This window comes from Marinospirillum celere, from assembly GCF_900112235.1.
GTDB lineage: Bacteria > Pseudomonadota > Gammaproteobacteria > Pseudomonadales > Halomonadaceae > Marinospirillum > Marinospirillum celere.
The window spans coordinates 585,046-603,437 of sequence record NZ_FOLH01000001.1; the positions used below are offsets into that span (position 1 = coordinate 585,046).

At 50.3% G+C, this 18,392-nt stretch carries 19 protein-coding genes and 1 tRNA gene; 12 read left to right on the plus strand and 8 right to left on the minus strand.

The genetic code is table 11. From position 1 onward, the window contains the following. The first annotated feature begins 28 nt into the window (after positions 1 to 28). The 3 genes from purU to BM185_RS02815 are packed head-to-tail and all read left to right on the plus strand — an operon-like array spanning position 29 to position 1,993. Positions 29 to 883 carry a formyltetrahydrofolate deformylase gene (gene purU / locus BM185_RS02805; RefSeq protein ID WP_091958922.1) on the plus strand — a complete coding sequence of 285 codons (855 nt, stop codon included), beginning with the start codon at positions 29 to 31 and terminating at the stop codon, positions 881 to 883. A 32-nt stretch (positions 884 to 915) separates the two neighbouring features. After that, positions 916 to 1,275, plus strand: a complete 360-nt coding sequence (locus BM185_RS02810; protein WP_342713668.1) for a CidA/LrgA family protein — start codon at positions 916 to 918, stop codon at positions 1,273 to 1,275. Then, entirely contained in the window at positions 1,265 to 1,993 is a 729-nt protein-coding gene (locus tag BM185_RS02815) for an LrgB family protein (RefSeq protein ID WP_091958925.1), read from the plus strand. Before BM185_RS02810 ends, BM185_RS02815 begins: the two co-directional genes overlap by 11 nt. Positions 1,994 to 2,003: 10 nt before the next feature. On the opposite strand, the gene BM185_RS02820 is transcribed toward BM185_RS02815, so the two are convergent. From BM185_RS02820 to BM185_RS02830, 3 genes are read right to left on the minus strand one after another with little or no spacing between them, the layout of a single operon-like run. Then, on the minus strand, positions 2,004 to 2,720 hold the full coding sequence (locus BM185_RS02820; protein ID WP_091958930.1) for an HAD family hydrolase: 717 nt from the start codon (positions 2,718 to 2,720) through the stop codon (positions 2,004 to 2,006). A 16-nt stretch (positions 2,721 to 2,736) separates the two neighbouring features. Further along, a complete protein-coding gene (gene ubiG / locus BM185_RS02825) occupies positions 2,737 to 3,456 on the minus strand; it encodes a bifunctional 2-polyprenyl-6-hydroxyphenol methylase/3-demethylubiquinol 3-O-methyltransferase UbiG (protein WP_091958933.1) in 720 nt (239 codons plus the stop codon). Beyond that, the gene (locus BM185_RS02830) at positions 3,453 to 4,823 is read right to left on the minus strand and encodes a TRZ/ATZ family hydrolase (protein WP_091958936.1); all 1,371 of its coding nucleotides are present in this window, start codon (positions 4,821 to 4,823) and stop codon (positions 3,453 to 3,455) included. Before BM185_RS02830 ends, ubiG begins: the two co-directional genes overlap by 4 nt. 69 nt (positions 4,824 to 4,892) lie before the next feature. Between BM185_RS02830 and mtnA the strand changes: the two genes are divergently transcribed. The 4 genes from mtnA (at position 4,893) to BM185_RS02850 (ending at position 9,195) form a co-directional block, all read left to right on the plus strand. Continuing rightward, entirely contained in the window at positions 4,893 to 5,966 is a 1,074-nt protein-coding gene (gene mtnA / locus BM185_RS02835; protein ID WP_091958939.1) for an S-methyl-5-thioribose-1-phosphate isomerase, read from the plus strand. 40 nt (positions 5,967 to 6,006) lie between these two features. Next, positions 6,007 to 7,389 carry an ATP-dependent RNA helicase DbpA gene (gene dbpA, locus BM185_RS02840; RefSeq protein ID WP_091958942.1) on the plus strand — a complete coding sequence of 461 codons (1,383 nt, stop codon included), beginning with the start codon at positions 6,007 to 6,009 and terminating at the stop codon, positions 7,387 to 7,389. 226 nt (positions 7,390 to 7,615) lie between these two features. After that, a complete protein-coding gene (locus BM185_RS02845) occupies positions 7,616 to 8,116 on the plus strand; it encodes a hypothetical protein (protein ID WP_091958945.1) in 501 nt (166 codons plus the stop codon). Positions 8,117 to 8,118: 2 nt separating this feature from the next. After that, a complete protein-coding gene (locus tag BM185_RS02850; protein WP_091958948.1) occupies positions 8,119 to 9,195 on the plus strand; it encodes a hypothetical protein in 1,077 nt (358 codons plus the stop codon). A 16-nt stretch (positions 9,196 to 9,211) separates the two neighbouring features. Here BM185_RS02850 and BM185_RS02855 read toward each other — a convergent pair whose 3' ends face one another. Together BM185_RS02855 and BM185_RS02860 are read right to left on the minus strand one after the other, a co-directional pair. Further along, on the minus strand, positions 9,212 to 10,087 hold the full coding sequence (locus BM185_RS02855) for an alpha/beta hydrolase family protein (protein WP_091958952.1): 876 nt from the start codon (positions 10,085 to 10,087) through the stop codon (positions 9,212 to 9,214). A 13-nt stretch (positions 10,088 to 10,100) separates the two neighbouring features. Continuing rightward, positions 10,101 to 10,514 carry a MarR family winged helix-turn-helix transcriptional regulator gene (locus BM185_RS02860; RefSeq protein WP_091958955.1) on the minus strand — a complete coding sequence of 138 codons (414 nt, stop codon included), beginning with the start codon at positions 10,512 to 10,514 and terminating at the stop codon, positions 10,101 to 10,103. A gap of 156 nt (positions 10,515 to 10,670) precedes the next feature. Between BM185_RS02860 and BM185_RS02865 the strand changes: the two genes are divergently transcribed. The 3 genes from BM185_RS02865 (at position 10,671) to BM185_RS02875 (ending at position 13,276) form a co-directional block, all read left to right on the plus strand. Then, a tRNA-Val gene (locus tag BM185_RS02865) sits at positions 10,671 to 10,747 on the plus strand. Positions 10,748 to 11,069: 322 nt separating this feature from the next. Beyond that, positions 11,070 to 11,432 carry a hypothetical protein gene (locus BM185_RS02870; RefSeq protein WP_091958958.1) on the plus strand — a complete coding sequence of 121 codons (363 nt, stop codon included), beginning with the start codon at positions 11,070 to 11,072 and terminating at the stop codon, positions 11,430 to 11,432. Positions 11,433 to 11,935: 503 nt separating this feature from the next. After that, positions 11,936 to 13,276, plus strand: coding sequence for a DUF4236 domain-containing protein (locus BM185_RS02875; protein ID WP_091958961.1), 1,341 nt, complete (start codon positions 11,936 to 11,938; stop codon positions 13,274 to 13,276). Between the two features lie 44 nt (positions 13,277 to 13,320). On the opposite strand, the gene BM185_RS02880 is transcribed toward BM185_RS02875, so the two are convergent. From BM185_RS02880 to BM185_RS02890, 3 genes are read right to left on the minus strand one after another with little or no spacing between them, the layout of a single operon-like run. Next, positions 13,321 to 14,403: a toxic anion resistance protein gene (locus BM185_RS02880; RefSeq protein WP_091958964.1), complete on the minus strand. Its 1,083-nt coding sequence runs from the start codon at positions 14,401 to 14,403 to the stop codon at positions 13,321 to 13,323. Positions 14,404 to 14,422: 19 nt separating this feature from the next. Then, positions 14,423 to 15,367: a hypothetical protein gene (locus tag BM185_RS02885; protein WP_091958968.1), complete on the minus strand. Its 945-nt coding sequence runs from the start codon at positions 15,365 to 15,367 to the stop codon at positions 14,423 to 14,425. Positions 15,368 to 15,383: 16 nt separating this feature from the next. Further along, positions 15,384 to 16,124 (minus strand): DUF726 domain-containing protein, encoded by a 741-nt coding sequence (locus BM185_RS02890; RefSeq protein ID WP_091958971.1) that lies wholly within the window; start codon positions 16,122 to 16,124, stop codon positions 15,384 to 15,386. 205 nt (positions 16,125 to 16,329) lie between these two features. On the opposite strand from BM185_RS02890, the gene BM185_RS02895 reads away from it, so the two are divergent. Together BM185_RS02895 and BM185_RS02900 are read left to right on the plus strand one after the other, a co-directional pair. Next, the gene (locus BM185_RS02895) at positions 16,330 to 17,349 is read left to right on the plus strand and encodes a helix-turn-helix transcriptional regulator (protein ID WP_091958974.1); all 1,020 of its coding nucleotides are present in this window, start codon (positions 16,330 to 16,332) and stop codon (positions 17,347 to 17,349) included. Between the two features lie 119 nt (positions 17,350 to 17,468). Further along, entirely contained in the window at positions 17,469 to 17,732 is a 264-nt protein-coding gene (locus BM185_RS02900) for a hypothetical protein (RefSeq protein ID WP_091958977.1), read from the plus strand. Positions 17,733 to 18,392 lie beyond the last annotated feature (660 nt).

Consider the following 18,392-nt stretch of genomic DNA (forward strand, 5'->3'; position numbering starts at 1 on the left):
ACTTGAATCATCAAAAAGCGGATAACCGATGGAACGCACCTATACTCTGACTATTTCTTGCCCTGACCGTGTTGGCATCGTTGCCAAGGTCAGTAACTTTCTGGCCATGTATGGTGGCTGGATTACTGAAGCCAACCATCACTCAGATTTGCTAGTCAACCGCTTTTTCATGCGCCACGAAATTCGTGCTTCTTCACTGCCTTTTGGTTTGGATGAATTTCGTACCGCTTTTGGCCCCATTGCCCGCGAATATGAGATGGAATGGGATATTAGCGATTCAGAAATCAAAAAGCGGGTCGTGCTCATGTGTTCCAAAGAGTCCCATTGCATGGTTGATCTGCTGCACCGCTGGCAAAGTGGCGAGCTGGATTGTGAGATTCCCCTTGTTATTTCCAATCATGAAACCCTGCGTGAACTAGTTGAATGGCATGGTATTCCTTTTCATCATGTGCCCGTCCACAAGGACAACAAGCAGGAAGCCTACGCTCAGGTTGAAGCCCTGATTGATGAGTTTGCAGCCGATTGCGTTGTTTTGGCGCGCTATATGCAAATTATTCCGCCTGCTTTGTGTGAAAAATATCAGCACCGGATTATCAACATTCACCACAGCTTCCTACCATCTTTTGCCGGTGCCAAGCCTTACCACCAGGCTTATGAGCGGGGTGTTAAGTTAATTGGTGCCACCTGCCACTATGTCACCGAAGAGCTGGATGCTGGACCGATTATTGATCAGGATACAGTCAGGGTGAACCATCGTCAGACGGCTGAAGATATGGTGCGCTTGGGCCGGGATGTTGAAAAGAGTGTTCTTGCCCGAGGGCTGGCCTGGCATCTTCAAGATCGCGTTTTGGTTTACGGCAATAAAACCGTGGTCTTTAATTAAACGCCAGCGTGTAAAGAAGGTGAGAAAATAAAGTGTTGCTCCAAGGTTTTGCTGTACTTCTTGGCTTTCAATTGCTGGGTGAAATTCTGGTCCTTGTGACCGGGATTTTGGTCCCGGGCCCGGTATTGGGCATGGCTTTCCTGTTGCTATTTCTCTTGCTGCGTCAACAGGTTCCTGAACCCACCCGTCAAACCTCCGAAGGTCTTTTGCGCTATCTGCCCCTGCTTTTTGTTCCAGCTGGGGTGGGCTTAATCAATCATGGACTGCTTTTAAAGCAGGATTTTGGGGTCATTGCCATCACCCTGATTGTCAGTACTGCTTTGACACTTGCAGTTACCGTTTTGGTATTGCAGGGCCTGAAGAAATACCTGGGGGCTAGCAATGATCAGTGAAATACCGGAAGTTTTTTCAGAAATTTGGGTTTTTCTGACGGCTAGTAAGGTTCTCTATCTATTGCTAACCCTGGTCGCCTTTATGTTTGCGGTCTGGTTGAATCGCCGCGCTGGCGGCACTCCCTGGTTACATCCGGTTTTGGTCGCTATCGCACTGATTATTGGCTTCCTGCTGCTGACTTCAACAGCCTATGCGGATTACTTTGAAGGGGCTCAGTTTATTCATTTTCTACTGGGGCCTGCGATCGTTGCCTTGGCCGTGCCGCTTTATGATCATCGCGAGCGCATTAAGAAGGAGTTTCTGCCTTTGATGCTGGCTTGTGTGGCCGGGATTATCACTGCCGTGGGTTCTACTGCAGTGTTGGTTAAGCTTTTGGGCGGGGAAGAGGCCACGCTCATGTCCTTGCTGCCCAAGTCGGTGACTTCGCCGATTGCTATGGGGATAGCAGAACAGACAGGCGGCTTCCCGGCCCTGGCCGCCGGTATTGTTTTGATTACCGGTGCGATTGGCTGTGTTTTGGGGCCACCCATCTTTCGTTTATTGAAAATTCAGGATCATGCGGCTCAGGGGTTTGCGCTAGGCCTGGCTGCTCATGGCTTTGGTACTGCGCAAAGCTTTACGCTGAGCAACCTGGCTGGCGCCTTTGCTGGCCTGGCCATGGGCGTGACCGGCCTGCTCAGTGCTTTTCTGATTCCTCTGTTTGTCCAGTTCCTTTAAGAGCCGCTGCTTAGCTATCCAGGCGTCTATCTATCCAGCTGTTTAGCTCGGTTACACTGGTGGCAATAAAGTCAGCACCCCAGTGGGCTGGGTTCTCATTCAGCCCAATATAGCCAAAGCCTGCAACCAGCGTTTGCATCCGCGCATTAACGCCTGCCTCTATGTCTCGGGCATGATCACCAACATACAGGCAGTTTTCGGGTGGAATCGCCAGCTGGCGGGCTGCAAAAAGCAGGGGGGCAGGGTCAGGCTTGCTAACGCCCAAGTCTTCTGGGCAGACAACAACCTGCGGATGCAGCTTTAAAGCCTTAACCAAAAGGTCCGTGTAGATGCGTGGCTTGTTGGTGACGATACCCCAGGGCAGGGGTTGTTTTTCCAGGCGTTCCAGCAGCTTTTCCAAGCCTTCAAAAACACGGCTGTGTTCGGCTACTTTTTCCTGGTAAAGGTCCAACAGACGCTGGCGCAGCGAAGGGTGATCAGGGTCGCCAACCTTAACATTAAAGCCCAGTTGAATGAGGGCATTGCCACCATTGGAAACCTGATCGCGGATTTTCTCAAAGGGCAGCTGCTCCAAGCCGTTTTCTTCACGTAAACGATTTAACGCCAGTGCCAGATCTGGGGCAGTATCAACCAGGGTTCCATCCAGATCGAAGAGGACAGCTTGAATGCTTTGTTCAGCACTGGCGTTGTAACTCGGAGGTTCCTTTTGTTCAGCAAGGGTTTGCACTACACAGGCTCCAGTATTATTGAGGTTTGCTGACTCGCATCAGGTAATTAACCTGAACATCATGAGGAGTCAGTTTATAACGTTTGGTTAAAGGGTTGTAGGTCATTCCCATTAATTCTTCAACTTCCATACCCGCAGCACGAACCCACTGGCCCATTTCTGAAGGCTTGATAAATTTGTTGTACTCATGAGTGCCTCTGGGCAGCATGTTAAGTACATATTCAGCACCGATAATCGCAAATAAATAGGATTTGGGGTTGCGGTTGATCGTCGAGAAAAAGACGTGACCACCAGGTTTGACCAAGCGTGCACAGGCTTGAATGACTGCTGCCGGGTCAGGTACATGCTCCAGCATTTCCAAACAGGTCACCACATCAAAGCTTTCGGGTTCCAGCTCAGCCAGTTGCTCTGCTGTCATCTGACGATAATCGATTTCCAGGCCCGATTCCAGCTGATGCAAACGAGCTACAGCCAGAGGGGCCTCGCCCATGTCGATGCCGGTCAGTTGCGCACCACGCTGGGTTAAAGCTTCACAAAGCAGACCGCCGCCACAACCAATATCGGCAACCTTCTTGCCAGCCACGCCTGCCTTTTCATCAATCCAGTTGGCGCGCAGGGGGTTGATGTCGTGCAGGGGTTTAAATTCACTTTCAGGATCCCACCAGCGCGAAGCCAAGGCTTCAAATTTGGCAATTTCACTGGAATCAACATTGCTGGGTTTTTCTGCAGAGTTCATGCTTGGGTGTCCTGTGATTGAAAAGACGCTTGAATTCGGTTTTGCCAATACTTGGCTTCATCTTCCAGTTGCTGTAGATCCACGCCCAGCAAACGGCCTTCACTGACTTTTTGCTGACCGGCTACCCACACCTGGTGAACCTTATCGGCCATACGGCCATAAACCAGTTGGGAAATTAGATGATGGCTTGGCCAGCAATCAGGAGTGTCCAGTTTAAGACTACAAAGGTCTGCTGCAAAGCCCTTACGTAGCTGACCGCTATAAGGCTGGCTGCTAAGTGCCTGACCGCCCATTACGGTTGCCATTTGCAGGGTATAACCGGCAGGAACAGCTGCCGCATTTTGATCAACAGCCTTAGCCAGCAGGGCCGCTGTTTGCATCTCAGCCCAAAGGTCCAAATCATTGTTACTGGCCGCGCCATCAGTCCCTAAACAAACAGAAATGCCAGCCTGGCGCATCCGTTCAATGGGGCTGAAGCCACTGGCCAACTTGAGGTTGGATTGCGGGCAATGCACGGCAGTGACGCCCCTTGCTGCCAGCAACTGAATATCTTCAGCATTTAACTGGGTCAGATGGACAGCCATAAAGTTGCTGTCCAAAAGCCCCAGCTTATCCAGGCGTTGAAGAGGTCTTATACCGTTATCTTCTACTGCCTTGTCCACTTCAAAAGCCGTCTCATGAACATGCATCTGCAGACGCAACCCCAGTTTTTGGTTGATTTCAACCAGCTTCTTTAAAGTAGGGTCAGAGACGGTATAGGGGGCATGGGGGCCAAAAGCGACTTCGACCAGGTCTGAATCTTGATGCTTGCTATGCAGGGCCTGTATTTTGTCCAGCGCCTGATCCGGGTTTTCAGACCAGGGGTTAGGGAAATCAATGATCGGAGCACACACCTGAATTCGCATGCCCATTTCCTGAGCGACTTCGGCGGCAACTTCCGGAAAAAAATACATATCACTAAAACAACTGGTGCCACTTAGCAGCATTTCTGCAATTGCCAGGCGGGTTCCGCTGCGAACAAATTCGTCGCTAACATGGCGTCCTTCGGCAGGCCAGATATGTTCTTCCAGCCAGGTCATCAGGGGAAGGTCATCAGCCAGACCGCGAAACAAGCTCATTGCAGCATGCCCATGCATATTGTGCAGGCCAGGCATCAAAAGCTGTTGCTGCAAATGCTGAGGTTGCAGGTGGGGGTAGGCTAGAAGAGCCTGCTTTTGCGGCAGGATATCGATAATTTTCGTGCCTGAAAGAACAACCGCCTGATTTTCTTTGGGCTCCAGGCCTTGGTCTTTCGCCTGAGTATCCAGCGTCAGCAGCCATTGCGGAAAAAGCAGTTGGTCTGCAGTGTCTTTTGCAGTCTTGGGCATGGGTTTTCCGGTATACTTTCGCGCCACGCTGTTTAGTGGCCATTAATGAATACGATTTAAGGAAGTACTATGACACCTGATTCAACCCTGAAAGTAAAGGCAATTGACTGGCGGGAAGAAGAACTTTACCTGCTGGATCAACGCCTTCTGCCCCAACAGGAAGTCTGGGTGAAGTGCAACAGGGTTGAAGAAGTGGTTGAGGCCATTAAAGCCATGCTGGTGCGTGGTGCACCGGCTATTGGAATTACCGCAGCCTATGGCGTTGCCTTGGCTGCCAGACAGCGTTTTGCCGAACAGCCACAAAGCTGGAAGGAAGCCATTCAAGAAGATTTGGCCGCTCTGGAGGCCAGTCGTCCAACTGCTGTTAACCTGGCCTGGGCGCTCAAACAAATGCGTAGACAAGTGGATGCCTTAAAGTCAGATCAGAATCCTTTTGCGCCCTTAGCGGCTTTTGCCAGAGCCATCCATCAGGCTGATCAGGAAGCCAACCTGTTGATGGGTAAGTTGGGGGCTGAAGTGCTGGCATCCAACCAAGATCATGGTCGTGATGTAATGACCCATTGCAATGCAGGTGCCTTGGCAACCGGGGGCTATGGTACAGCCTTGGGGGTTATTCGGGCTGCCTGGGATAAAAAATTGATTGAGCGAGTCCATGTTAATGAAACCCGTCCCTGGTTGCAGGGTTCGCGTTTAACTGCCTGGGAGCTTGAAAAAGAAGGTATTCCAGCGTTATTGCATGTTGATTCTGCGGCGGCTCATCAGCTAAAAACCCACCCTATTAGCTGGGTGGTTGTTGGGGCGGATCGCATTACTGCCAATGGCGATGTTGCCAACAAGATAGGCACCTACCAATTGGCCATTCAAGCTCTGCATCATGGTGCGGGTTTAATGGTGGTTGCGCCGACCAGTACCATTGATATGGAATTGGAAACCGGTGATGAAATCACTTTGGAAGAGCGTGATGCCGACGAAGTGCTTTGTGTAGCGGATCAAAGGATAGGTGCCGAAGTGGCGGTTGCCAATCCCGTATTTGATGTGACCCCAGCTGATTTGGTGGACTACCTTGTTACTGAGAAGGGTGTTATTCATCGCCCTGATAAAGAACAGCTGGAAAAGCTGATGTCACGAAAATCCATGCATTAAACCTTAACAACCCTAAATTTGACGACCAGCGGATACTTCTTTGACTGCTTTTAATACACTGCCCCTGCGCACCGAATTGCTGGATAACCTGGCCAGCCTTGAATACCTGAAAATGACACCCATTCAGGCCGAATCCCTGCCTTTGTTATTGCAGGATAGAGACCTGATCGCCCAGGCTAAAACCGGTTCCGGAAAAACCGCAGCTTTTGGTTTGGGTTTGCTGCAAAAATTGCAGGTAGAAAACTTCCATATTCAGTCCCTAGTACTCTGTCCAACCCGTGAATTAGCCGATCAGGTGGCTAATGAAATCCGCCGCCTGGCAAGGGGCCTGCACAACGTTAAAGTCTTGACCCTCTGCGGCGGCCAGCCTTTTGGTCCTCAAGCGCAATCCCTGAAGCAGGGTGCTCATATTCTGGTTGGCACACCAGGGCGAATTGACGATCACCTGCGCAAAGAAAACCTGCGCCTGGATAAAATCAATTTATTGGTTCTTGATGAAGCCGATCGCATGCTGGATATGGGCTTTCAGGACACTCTGGATGCCATCGTTGAACAGTTGCCTAAAACACGCCAGACCCTTTTATTCAGTGCCACCTTTCCGGAAAAAATTGCCAGTCTGGCAGCACGTTATTTAAACAAGCCGGAAAGGGTCACGGTAGAGGCTGAGCATGATTCCAGCAGTATTCGCCAGCACTTCTATCGACTGAAAAGTGAAAAACAGCGTTTGGATGCACTCCAGCAGCTCTTGCTGCATTTTGCACCGGCTTCCAGTGTTGTCTTTTGCACTACCCGCAAAGAAACCCAGGAAGTAGCCGATTCCCTGGTTCAAGCCGGGTTTAGTGCCCAGGCCCTGCATGGCGATATGGAGCAAAAAGACCGGGATCAAACCCTGATTCAGTTTGCTAACAAAAGCATCAGCATTCTGGTGGCAACCGATGTCGCTGCGCGAGGTTTGGATATTGCCGCCCTGGATGCGGTCTTCAACTATCAGCTATCGCTGGACCCGGAAGTGCACGTTCACCGGGTTGGTCGCACCGGACGGGCAGGGGAGCAGGGTGTGGCTTCCACGTTGTTCACTGATGCTGAAAGCTTTCGTTTGGATGCTTTGGCCGACTACTTGCAGCAACCGATTCTTCCCGAAGATCTACCTGCGATGGGCCAGGGCCAACAAAAACCCAAACCAGCACCCATGCAAACCCTGTTGATTGATGGTGGCAAGAAAGACAAGCTGCGTCCTGGTGATATTCTGGGTGCCTTAACGGCCAGTGACCAGTTGGATGGCGAGCAAATTGGTAAAATTCAAATTACCGCCCGTCGCTCTTTCGTTGCCATAGAACGCCAGCAAGCCCGCTTGGCGCTTGAACTTCTGACCCAGGGCAAATTGAAAGGCAGAAACTTTCGGGCCCGTTTACTGAAAAATTAAGGCAGGTAGTAATCATCTAATACCACGGGTTAGAAACCTTGTGGCAGGCTTAATCCGGGTACAACAACAATAGGAGACCCGGATATGAGCAAGAAAATTCTGATGATCACAGGTGATTTCACCGAAGACTACGAAACCATGGTGCCCTATTGATTAAGTGCAGATCTAGTCTCTCAGCTTGCTTGGCATGGTAAATTGTTGTTTTCGCTGCTAACAGGATGCCTTCATGGCTGTGGCCTTACCCCCTGCTTGGGAAATCAAGCTGAATAAGCTGAGTATCAAGTACGCTTTTCTGAATCGGGTGCTTGCCCTGGTATTTATGCCTTTTATCGCTCGTAGTGGATTGAAGGTGAATTACGACCCTGCCAATTTTTACGCTTATCTGCCCAAAAAGCGCTTTAATGCCAACTGGTACGGTACTCAGTCGGGTGCGGCGATTTTGGGTAACAGTGAGTTGGCCGCGGGTGCTTATCTTTTTATGCTCACCCAGGGCGAATATAGAATGGTCTGTACTCGTTTAGATTACCGTTTTTTGTTACCCAGCAGTGACCCGGTGATTTTCAAGGTGGATCATGATCAGGCCGAGCTGGAAGCAAAACGTGCCGCTGGTGAAAAATTTAGAATGGACCTGACGATCAAGCTCTATCGGGCGTCTTCAAAAACCACGACGGGTAAACGCATAGGCTCAGGCAATATCAGTTTCAAAGTTTGGCCGGTGGGGGAGTAAAGGTGCCTGCATCCCTGTTGTATGCGTTTTATCTGGCTTCTTCCTGGTTCTGGTGTATTGGTGCTTTTTTGCCGGTGTTGCTGCTGCGCGATTATGGCTGGGTCAGCCTGGTTGTTTTTACACTCGCCAACCTAGTGGGTGCGGCAGCTTTTGGTTGGGTGATGAACAGACAACGCCAGCAGGCTTTTTTGGTCACTCATCGCTCGCTGCTCAAGCTATTTTCTCAGGTGACTTTGGCATTTCAGCTGTTTTTTGTGGCCTGGATCAGCACCTTGGTTGGCTGGTGGCTATTACTGGTAATGTTACTGCTGGTTGGTCTTTTTTATCAGGCCAATCGCATCATTACTTGGGCGGCTGTGGGGGTCTTTTTACTGTCTATGCTCTTGTGGGCTAGCTATCTACCCATGAATTTTCAGTTCGCTTCAGGCACCTTACAGCCAGGCGGATGGCATACTTTGCTTCCTTTGGTGTTGGGATTTGCCTTCTCACCTTATCTGGACCTGACATTTCACCGGGCATTTCAACAAAGTCCTCATCCCAAGTTGAGTTTTACGCTGGGTTTTGGTGGCTTCTTTTTCCTCTTGCTGATGTTTGTCTTCTTCTACAGCCAGACACTGATGGATTTGATTGAAGGGAAAAGCCTGGATGTAGCGCTACTCTGGCCGCTAGTGGCGTTTATAGTGATGCAGACAGCCTTTACAAGCGCACTTCACCTTAAAGAAATGCAGCGCTTCTCATATACGAGCTGGCGACCATTGTTGCTACTGGGTGGCCTTTATCTGCTGCTTTTGATCTTTGTGCTGAATGCTCTGGTCAACGAGTCCTTGCCCTGGTTGGATTTGTTGTTTGCTGAAGTAATCTACAAGGGATTTCTTTTCTTTTATGGGCTGGTGGTGCCCTTGTACCTGCTGTTGGGTAAAAACCATTGGCGTTTCTGGGTAACCCTGCTTGTTGCAACGCCGGCTTACAGTTTGGGTTTTTTGGTGGGTGGCGATTTATTGTTTCTGCTAAGTCTCAGCATGGCCTGGATTGCTGTCATGGTAATGCTTTCCAAAGTCGAACGGGATTACGGCATCTAATCCTTACCTTGAATGATCAAGTATTCAACAAGGGCAGTAGCTGATTTTTCCAAATGGATTCCTGAAAGCGTTCACGAAACCAGCCCAGGTGCCCAATACGTTTTTCACCAATATCTTTGGGAGCCAGGAATTTAAGGTCAACCTCTGCCTGGGTGAAAAAACGATGCAGGGACTTAATATTAAGGGGGCTGAGCATTTCATCATCCGTGAAAGCCAGACCATGAATAGGGATCTTCACCTGATCAAACCTTGCCCTGACTTCCTGACCTTCCGCGCTAACCATATACTCTGGGTTTAAGCACCAACGACGCCATTGGCGCATCACCTGGCCGGGCAGATCACCAACCATCTTGAGGCGGCCACCCGGATAGTAACCCAGCAGACGAACACTCACCGGGGCGATGAAAAACCACAGCAGCCAAACAATACGCCGAGTCGGAGCGGAGTTTTGACGCCAGTAGCCGCTACCACTGGTAATGGTGATGGCTTTGGACAACTGATTCACTTCTGGAATCAAGCCCAGCAGCTGGCCGCCAACGCTATGGCCTATCCAATGAGTGTCCAGTTGGGGGTAGTGCTCTCGGGCATAACGAATCACCGCGCTACAGTCCTGTTCCGCCCACTCAATCAGATCCGTTGTGCAATCACGCAGGTGGCCCTGCAGTGAATCACCGGTACCAAAGTAATCAAAGGTTATGACTATTAGCCCCTGGCTTTGCAGAAAACAGGCAAATTTTTCATAGCATCCCTGAGGAACACCCATAGCACCAGCGATAATCACCAGTGCGCGAGGCTCACCAGAGGCTGCAAACAAACGCAGACTGATCGAGCGCTGATCGCGGATACTAAGCTCAAGGGTCTGGTAACGGCTGTCATTGCTAAGAGAGTTCATGGAATAGCTCCAATTAGAAGTTTTTTAGCAGATGGTGAAGAAAACGCAGCACGACCTGAATTTCTTCAGGCGTGAAGCCTTCTGTCAGTGCGGCATTTAACTGATCGATCAGTGGCCGGGCCTGTTGGATTTTGCTACTGCCCAGCTCGGTTAAATACAGGCGTGAAGCACGCTTATCCTGTTCGCAGGGTTGGCGACGTATCAGGCCATTCTCTTCCATGCGACCTGCCAAGCCAGTGAGCGCTGGATTATTGAGATTGAGCTGATCGGCCAGATCCTTCTGTAAGCAACCAGGATTGCGAGCAATCAGAAAAAGGGCACCCAACTGAGTTACACCCACCCCAAGCTGATCACGTGCTTCATGATCAGCGTGTTGGTAAACCCGGTGACGGGCCATGTTAAGCAAATAGAAAAGACGTTGATCCATGGGTTTCGGCCAATTAGTTTGTATACGAACTAAAATATAGTTCAGATCCAAATTAATTGGCAAGGAAAAATAAAAATATCAGAAAAAAGGCTTGCAATTCAGCCGCTCGCACCTATAATACGCAGCCATTGAAAGGCAACGCCTTCAACCGATTTTAGGACTATAGCTCAGCTGGTTAGAGCGCTACCTTGACATGGTAGAGGTCAGCGGTTCGAGTCCGCTTAGTCCTACCAAAAAAATTCTGAGAAATCAGAGACTTAAAAACCGAGCCCAGTGCTCGGTTTTTTCGTTGGGGCTCGATGTGCCCAGATTGTGCCCAAATTGTGCCCATTTCTGACGCTGACCTCTGTTTTTTTACTCAAAAATGACCTTTACACTCATGGGCACGCTTTTGACCTTTACCTGAAATCGCTGACCTCTACCATCAATTTTTAAACTGACCTCTTACCCAATTCTGAGCACACCTTTGGGCACAGAGCCAGTGTTAGCCGATCGTTTTTTTGCACACTTCATATTATGATCAGAAGCACTTGTGTTTTTCATAGGATGAAGAGAATGCCCAGAGCTGCAGTGATTGATTTACCTGTTAAAGAGCGGCGAGGCACACCTGCCCAGTTTCACGACTTGGACAAGCAGACGTTCATTAGTGTACCCCTAGCCAGTCGCAGAGAGCACCCCAGTCTTATCTGCAGGATTTCTGAGAGCGTTTGGCAGAAGGTGCTTCCTGGCGTTGAGAAGGAGCAGGAAACCTTTGGCAAGACGCGCAAGTTTCTGAACCACCTGGTTGCTTTGGGTAGCGATGTTGCAGAATCCCTGGAGCCGGGCAGGGAAGCGCCCATGTTGGCAGGTTTGCTGGATGGGGAGGAATATATCCTGCGTTGCCTGAGAACTAAAGATGCTTTCTACTTGCTGGAGTGATCGGGCCACAGTTTGGCTGGTGCCGCTATTTTTTACTGCGGTGTCGAAGACCCAGCCACAGAAAGATAGGGGTTAGAATGCACCCAACTGTCAAAACTAGCAATGTCATCAAATCGGCACTCATTTTTAAGGCTCTTGCAAGCAAGGTGTACCCTGCTTCTTCATTTAGGCGTCGGTGATTGTCGCAGGCATGACTTATTATTCTATCTGAAGTCTCTATTGTTATTTGTTAACTTAATATCTCTCAATGCTGTCAAGTTTTCTATGACGACTTGGTGCTGAGTCAAGAGGTTTACTTCAAGAGTTGAAAATAAGGAATTTTATATGCCGTCAAAATTATCATCTTTTTTGATTAAGTGCTCTTGTTGCGGGTGGGAGAAAGTGATTGTTCCTAAACAGGATGATTTGGCAGCGCATGAATGTCCTGTCCAGGCTTGCCCTTCTTGTAGCTCAAATTCGACTATAATTGAGTTTTTGCATGAGTCCAGGCCTGGGGAGTAACCATGGCATTTCGTTTTCGTCAGCATCTGCGTATAGCTCCGGGTATTCGACTGAATTTTGGTAAGCGGGGTGTCAGTCTATCTGCTGGTGTGCGTGGTGCCACAGTAACTGCCGGACAGCGAGGCGTGCACGGCAATGTGGGTTTGCCTGGTTCAGGCTTGTCTTACCGCACCCGGTTGGATAAAACTCCGCGTCAGCGCCAAAGAGCTCAGGAAGAAGAAGCCCGCCAGTACCGTCACCAGCACCAACAAGAGCTGCAAGATGGTGCATCTGAAATGGCCCGCGTTCGATTGATCCTGAATGACAAGGGCCAGTTGCGCATTGAGGATGTAAATCACCAAGAAATAACCGGTAATGTACGGCGACGTCTGCTGCAGGATTATCGCGAAGACATTCAGGAGTGGCTGGAAATAGAATGTGAGCGAATCAATGGCGATATGGACCTGCTGCAGAACCTTCATCTGGATACACTTGCACCGGATGCCCCAGCACCCTCTTATGAAATCCTGCCGTTTACTGAGCCAAGCCCACAAAAGCCACGGTTTGAAGCGATTCCCAGTCGACCCACGCCACCACCTGCTTTTGAAATTCGCTGGTGGGAGCGTCTCTGGCCGGGACGAGCTGCCAGTAAAACCCGTACATGGGAAGAAGCCCATCACCAGTGGCAACAGGCGGATCAGCAATGGCAAGTGGATCAAGAGCAACACCGGCTAAAACAAGAGGCTGTAGAAACCGAGTACCAAAAACAAATGCAGGGTTGGCGAGAGCGAAAAGACAAACACCTAAAAGGGCAGGCCGAGGAGGATGCCGCCTTTGCGCAGCGCCTATTAACGGAAACCAAGTTAATGGGTGAGGTACTCGAAGCTGAGCTTAGTGCACTGGACTGGCCCCGTGAAACCCTGATTGATTTTGAAGTGGGGGAGCAGGGTCGTCACTTGGCGATCGATGTTGACCTGCCAGGGATGGATCAGTTTCCTGACAAGAAAGCCCGCCTTGGCGCGCGAGAATTACGCTTGGTGATCACCAGTAAAAGTCAGACCCAATTGCGCCAAGAATATGCTCATCACCTACATGCCGTTCTGCTCAGAGTGTTGGGTACGGCTTTTGCGAGCCTGCCCAGCATTCAGACTATTACACTGTCCGGCTACACCCAGCGTATGGATTCGGCCACCGGGCATGAAGAAGATGACTATCTGATTTCGGTTCGGGTAGAGCGTATAGCCTTTGCCGCCATTAACTTTAACAATCTGGATGCTGTTGATCCCATCCAGGCTCTGGAAGCTTTTGAGCTGGTTAGAGATATGAGCAAATCCGGGATTTTCAAAACAATAGCGCCTTTATGAGTAAAGCTCGCTGCTTCTGCAGCTTTAGCCCGTTTAATAAGCTGCTAAGAAGTGGCGGCAACCCTGGCATTCAAAGCCGCAAGTCGATCGATTTGTTCATCAAGCAGGGGTAGGGCATCTTTGCGATAGGTGTGTAGCTCAACCAGGGCACCCAGCATGTCTTCAAAAGCCTTTTCCAGGGTGTCCAGATCAATCAGCGTGTTACTGGCTTGCTTCTGAATATCCACGCCCTGCTGACGCAACTGCTGTGCGGTGCCTGCCAACAGTTGGTTGGTGGTATCGTTGAGCGCTGCGATCTGATTCAGCACCAGCTTTTGATTGCTGAGGGCCAGAGCAACAGTGACGGCCACCTGCAAGGCGCTGAGAGTGACATTCAGGGCGCGATCCACACCCCGTATTAGCTCGCGATTGTTACGAATAATGATTTCCTGGGCAATAACCCCCTGCTGGCAGACGCTCATCTGCTGCTGAAGATCCAGGGTTCTCTGCCGCAAGGGGAAAAGTAATTCATCCTGCAGCCAGCGTTGCTCTTCAGGCTCAGAGGCTGTCGTGATGCGCTCTTGTAAATGCTGATCCACTTCGCGTGTGAAAAGGATTTGCTGGTGCAGGGCTGTCAGGGTGTCCTTCAAGGCTTTTTGATCCTTGGCCAGTGTCAGGTTATCGCGCTTAAGCCGCTCTTTACCCGCCTCCAGAGCCTCCAGAATCTGATTCAAAGCCTCCTGAGCTGTCTCAAATTGACGGAAATACCGCTGCAAAGGGCTGGGCATTCCCGGCAGACGATTCAGCAAAGCCTGAAAGCCACGCGCTTCCAGTTGCTGCTGCTGGGGATCAAGTGCCTGCATCTTGCGCTGAAGTTGCTCCAGCAGCCGGGCAACAGGGCCACCATCACGTGCAGCTGCGGCCAGTTCCGGCAAAGGTGCCTGCAACAGCTCGCTTTGCTGACGCGCCTCTTGTTGCAGTGGTAGCCCGAGCTGATCAACCGTGTCCCTTTGATCCTGCGTACTCTTTTCCAGTAACTGACTTAGCCAGGCATCCGGTTTAACTTCGGGTATGGCCTGTTGGGAAGCTGCTTCCAGCTCGTCCTGGATTTGTTGGTCGATACTTTCCGGTGATGGCAAAGCAAGCATTTGATATCCTCATCCAGTGTTAGCTCATAACCGAGCGATCGTATTCATTTAACTGCTCACTGAAGCGTTTCAACTCATTGAGAGCCTGGTTGGCCGCTTCTGTGCCCCCGCGCTGATCGGTATTAATGCTGGCCAGGGAGGTCAGGGTGGTATCCAAAGTCGTTAGTGCCATTTCATTTTCTGCCATCAATTCCAAAAGCCGATTGTGCAACTGCTCGATCAAGCGCTGACGATCTTCCAATGCCTGCTTTTCAGCCTGATGGCGAGCCCCCTGCAAGCGTCGTTTGACGTACTCTTGATCCAGGCCCTGCAAACTGCCCAGCAAAGGCTCCATGGCCTCAAAACGATCCACGGCATACTGCAAAGAGCGCAAAGCCAACTGCCGGAGCCGTCGGGCGGTGATTTCATCGGGTTGAAAACGCCTGGCCAACAAGTTCGCTAGTTGCAGGTAACGGCTGTAAAAACGATCCGGCTGCTGCAAGTAAAGCGGCTTTTCTAAAAGCTGGGGGTAGCCTCGCAAAATCTCCTTCAAGGCTGCCAGGCGATGGAGTAGGGGGTCATCCTGGCGTGTCAGGTGACTGGCCTTCAGTTCAGAGGTGCCTCTCTCCTGGTTTTCCTGCATGGCGGCCTGCTTTCTTTTTTCAGCCAGGTCATCTTGAGTTTTGCGCCGCTGAGCATTTAATTCCTGCTCATAACCGGCATCGACCAGTAGTTTGATCATTACTGGCATCAAAACACCCGTTAACCAGCCTAGCAAAGTGGGGCCAAAACCACCCCAAAAGGTACTCACCCCCAGGAAAAAACTAATCACGGGCAGCATAAAGGCATAGGTGCCGATCACCCGGAAGCGGCCAGGGTTCCTGTGCTTAGGCAGTACCCAGCCGGGGTTATAAATCCCCAGCATCAGCATGACAGGGCTAATCATAAACAAACCCAGCGCCATGCCTTGCAGAAAAAATGACATTCAAACCCTGCCTGTTTTATCGAAGCCCGATGCGATTCAAAACCTCAGGCAAGTTAGCAATCCAGCGGGTGTGTCCCTCAACCAGATCGGAAAAGTCATGATTGACGGTCGGGCCAACTGCCTCACCCAACCCCGCAGGACGCGACATACCCAGGTTAACCCATTGGTACAAATGTTTGAGAATATAATCCTTGTCCGAGTAGCAGTTATGCAACTGACCTTGCACCGCAGAGGCGGCTTTACACCACTTCTTCTCTTTACTACGGCCAACCGCACCGCCAAGCAGTACCGCATGATCAACCCAGGGCTTAGGCTGAGCAGCCAGAGCCAGAAGTGCAGAAAACACAACTCGCGCACCGAGTGAATGGCCAATTAAAGTCACCGGCACACCTTGCTCGCGAATTTGCACAGCCAGCTTCTGACCGGCAAGCTGAGCATTCAACATCGCCGTATGCCAGGGGTTGATCGCCAAACGCACCAGCCGCTGCGCACCTTTGGCAGAAGCAAGGGCAGCGCCAAACTCCACAAGCTCCTTTTTGGACTTGGACTCCCAGGTAAAATAGTGAACAGGCGTAGTCTGCCTGAAGGCAGAAAGGGCTTCCAGCCAATCTTTGGCTTCCTGATCGTCCTGCGTTAAAAAACCATTAACAATAATAACGCGATGAGCACTATCAGAGCTGCCAGGTCGGCAAGGGATAATGCGGTGCCGGGTCGATATAGCCAAAGGCTTGGGCTTAGAAAAGCTGGTTTGGTTCATCTCACATCCTGTTGAGGCAAGCTGCTCTATTTAAAGCATAAGCTGATTGATCAATGCAATATTACCGGATAAAGCGACATTGAATGTCGTTTTGCTGCTATATTTTTACGTAAAACTAAAGAACGACACCTCATAACGTTTTACATGTTTATTTTAGGCATTATAGTCTTTAGAGTGTTCCCTACCCAGACAAGGAGATTAAGGAATGTCGGAAAGCAAGGACACACTGCTCAGGTTGCTCACCACCTTGCAGTTAATACCTCGCCACCCCGGACGCATTGCCACAACAACACTGCAAGGCAAGCTTGCCGACCGTGGATTTAGTATTGACCTGCGCTCACTCCAGCGTGATCTTAAAGAAAAACTGTCCAGTCACTTTCCGCTGATCTGTGATGAATCGGTGCGCCCGTTTCGCTGGAGCTTCATTGCTGATGCCCAGATCAATCTGCCCGAGCTCGACACTCCCGCAGCTCTGACCCTCTGCCTTGCAGAAGAACAACTGAGAAGCCTGTTGCCAGCCAGCGTTGCTGACCAGCTCAAGCCACAGTTTCAAGCCGCTCGTCAGCATCTCGATAGCCTAGAACATAACCAGCTGGCAGGCTGGGCCAAGCGGGTACGGGCACTACCCAACGGCAAGGCTTTAATCCCAGCCCCCTTAAAAGATGAAATCTGGTCGAAAGTTAGCGAAGCCCTCTTGCATCAGCAACAGCTTGAAGTGACCTACCTAAGCCGCGCCCAGCAAAAAGCCAAGACTTTTACCCTGCATCCAGTTGGACTGGTGTCACGCTATTCGCTCAGCTACCTGATTGCTCAGGTCGAAGGTTATGACAACCTGCGCCACTTTGCCTTGCACCGATTACAGAGTGCGACCTTGTTAGATCGGCCCAGCAACCCTCATCCTGAATTTGATTTAGACGCCTACATTCAAAGCGGTGCTTTGACCTGGAAAACAGAGGAAGGCACTACCCAGCTGATTGCCGATGTTCACCCGCAACTGGCTTGGATCTTAAAAGAAACCCCGTTGAGCGAAGAACAAACCCTCGCCCCGATAAAAGGGAGTGAATGGGAGCGGCTGGAAGCCAATGTAGTGCAGGACAAAGAAACCCTCTGGTGGATTCATGGGCTGAATGACAAGATTCATGTTCATGAGCCCCAGGAGTGGGTGGAGGAGATTAAACAAACACTTAGCAAGCTTAACGATTTCTACGGGATGGCAGTTAAGTGATTAAATCATAATGCACTCTAATGTATCTAAGGCGACACAAAATGACGCTTAAGTATCGATAATGGTCGTTATAGCATCTCTTGGGTGCTGGTCACTAAAAGTCGAAAAGGAGTCTTACTATGATTCGTGATAGTTCGTGTACTCTGGCTGCAATGCTTGGTGCTGCGGTTGGTGCAGGCCTCACCTACATAATACTGAAAGAGAAAGATGCTTTAAAAAACCCGGATGAGTTTGAAGAAGCTTGTGAAAAGGGCCTGAAAGTCATTGATGATGTTTGCGATGAACTGGAAGAGGGCATTGAGAAGCTTGCAGATGCAGTCGAACAGGCATGGAATGCAAAAGACACCCCAAACCCATCAGATGGCCAAACGAAGCCTGAATGAAAAGGATAATTTCATGCCAATACCCCTGCAGCCCTATACCTTTCACTGTCTGTCGTGTGGTTGGAAAAAAAGGTTCGCACCCTATAGTGATGTGCTGACACCTGAAGAGTGGCCAACTAAGTGCCCTAAGTGCGGCAGCCCAATGCTAAAGCGCGTTGTAGAAGAGCCGAAAGGGCCTGCAGGGTTATTAAAGCGATTACTGTCTTCAATATCAAAATGACGTGCCAATTCCTCTGCTCTAATAGCTGACAAGCCTTTTTCTATGTCGTATGATGCCTGCATCTATAGGAAACCCGCCGACAAGGGAACGGAAGCATGTCGCATCTAGCTTCAGCTCGAAACAACGCAGCCATTTCCTCACCTAATGAAACAGACGCGCGCGTATTGGTATGCGACTGTGAATGGGTTGTACGCCGTGTTGATCCCACAAATGATGATGGCTTGTCGGAGTTGGTTAGTGTTAAAAGCGCTCAGTGCCTCTTAGACCACATTACAACAAAGGTCTACCAAAGGCACCCACCAAGCTATCCAAACACCCGACCAAACAGCACAAAATATCTCCTTGGCTGGGAAGTCACCCAACACTTACAAGCCAACAGTATCAGCAAAACTTGGCACGACGTCACCCTGCACGAATGCCCAACAGAACGCGCCGTCCAC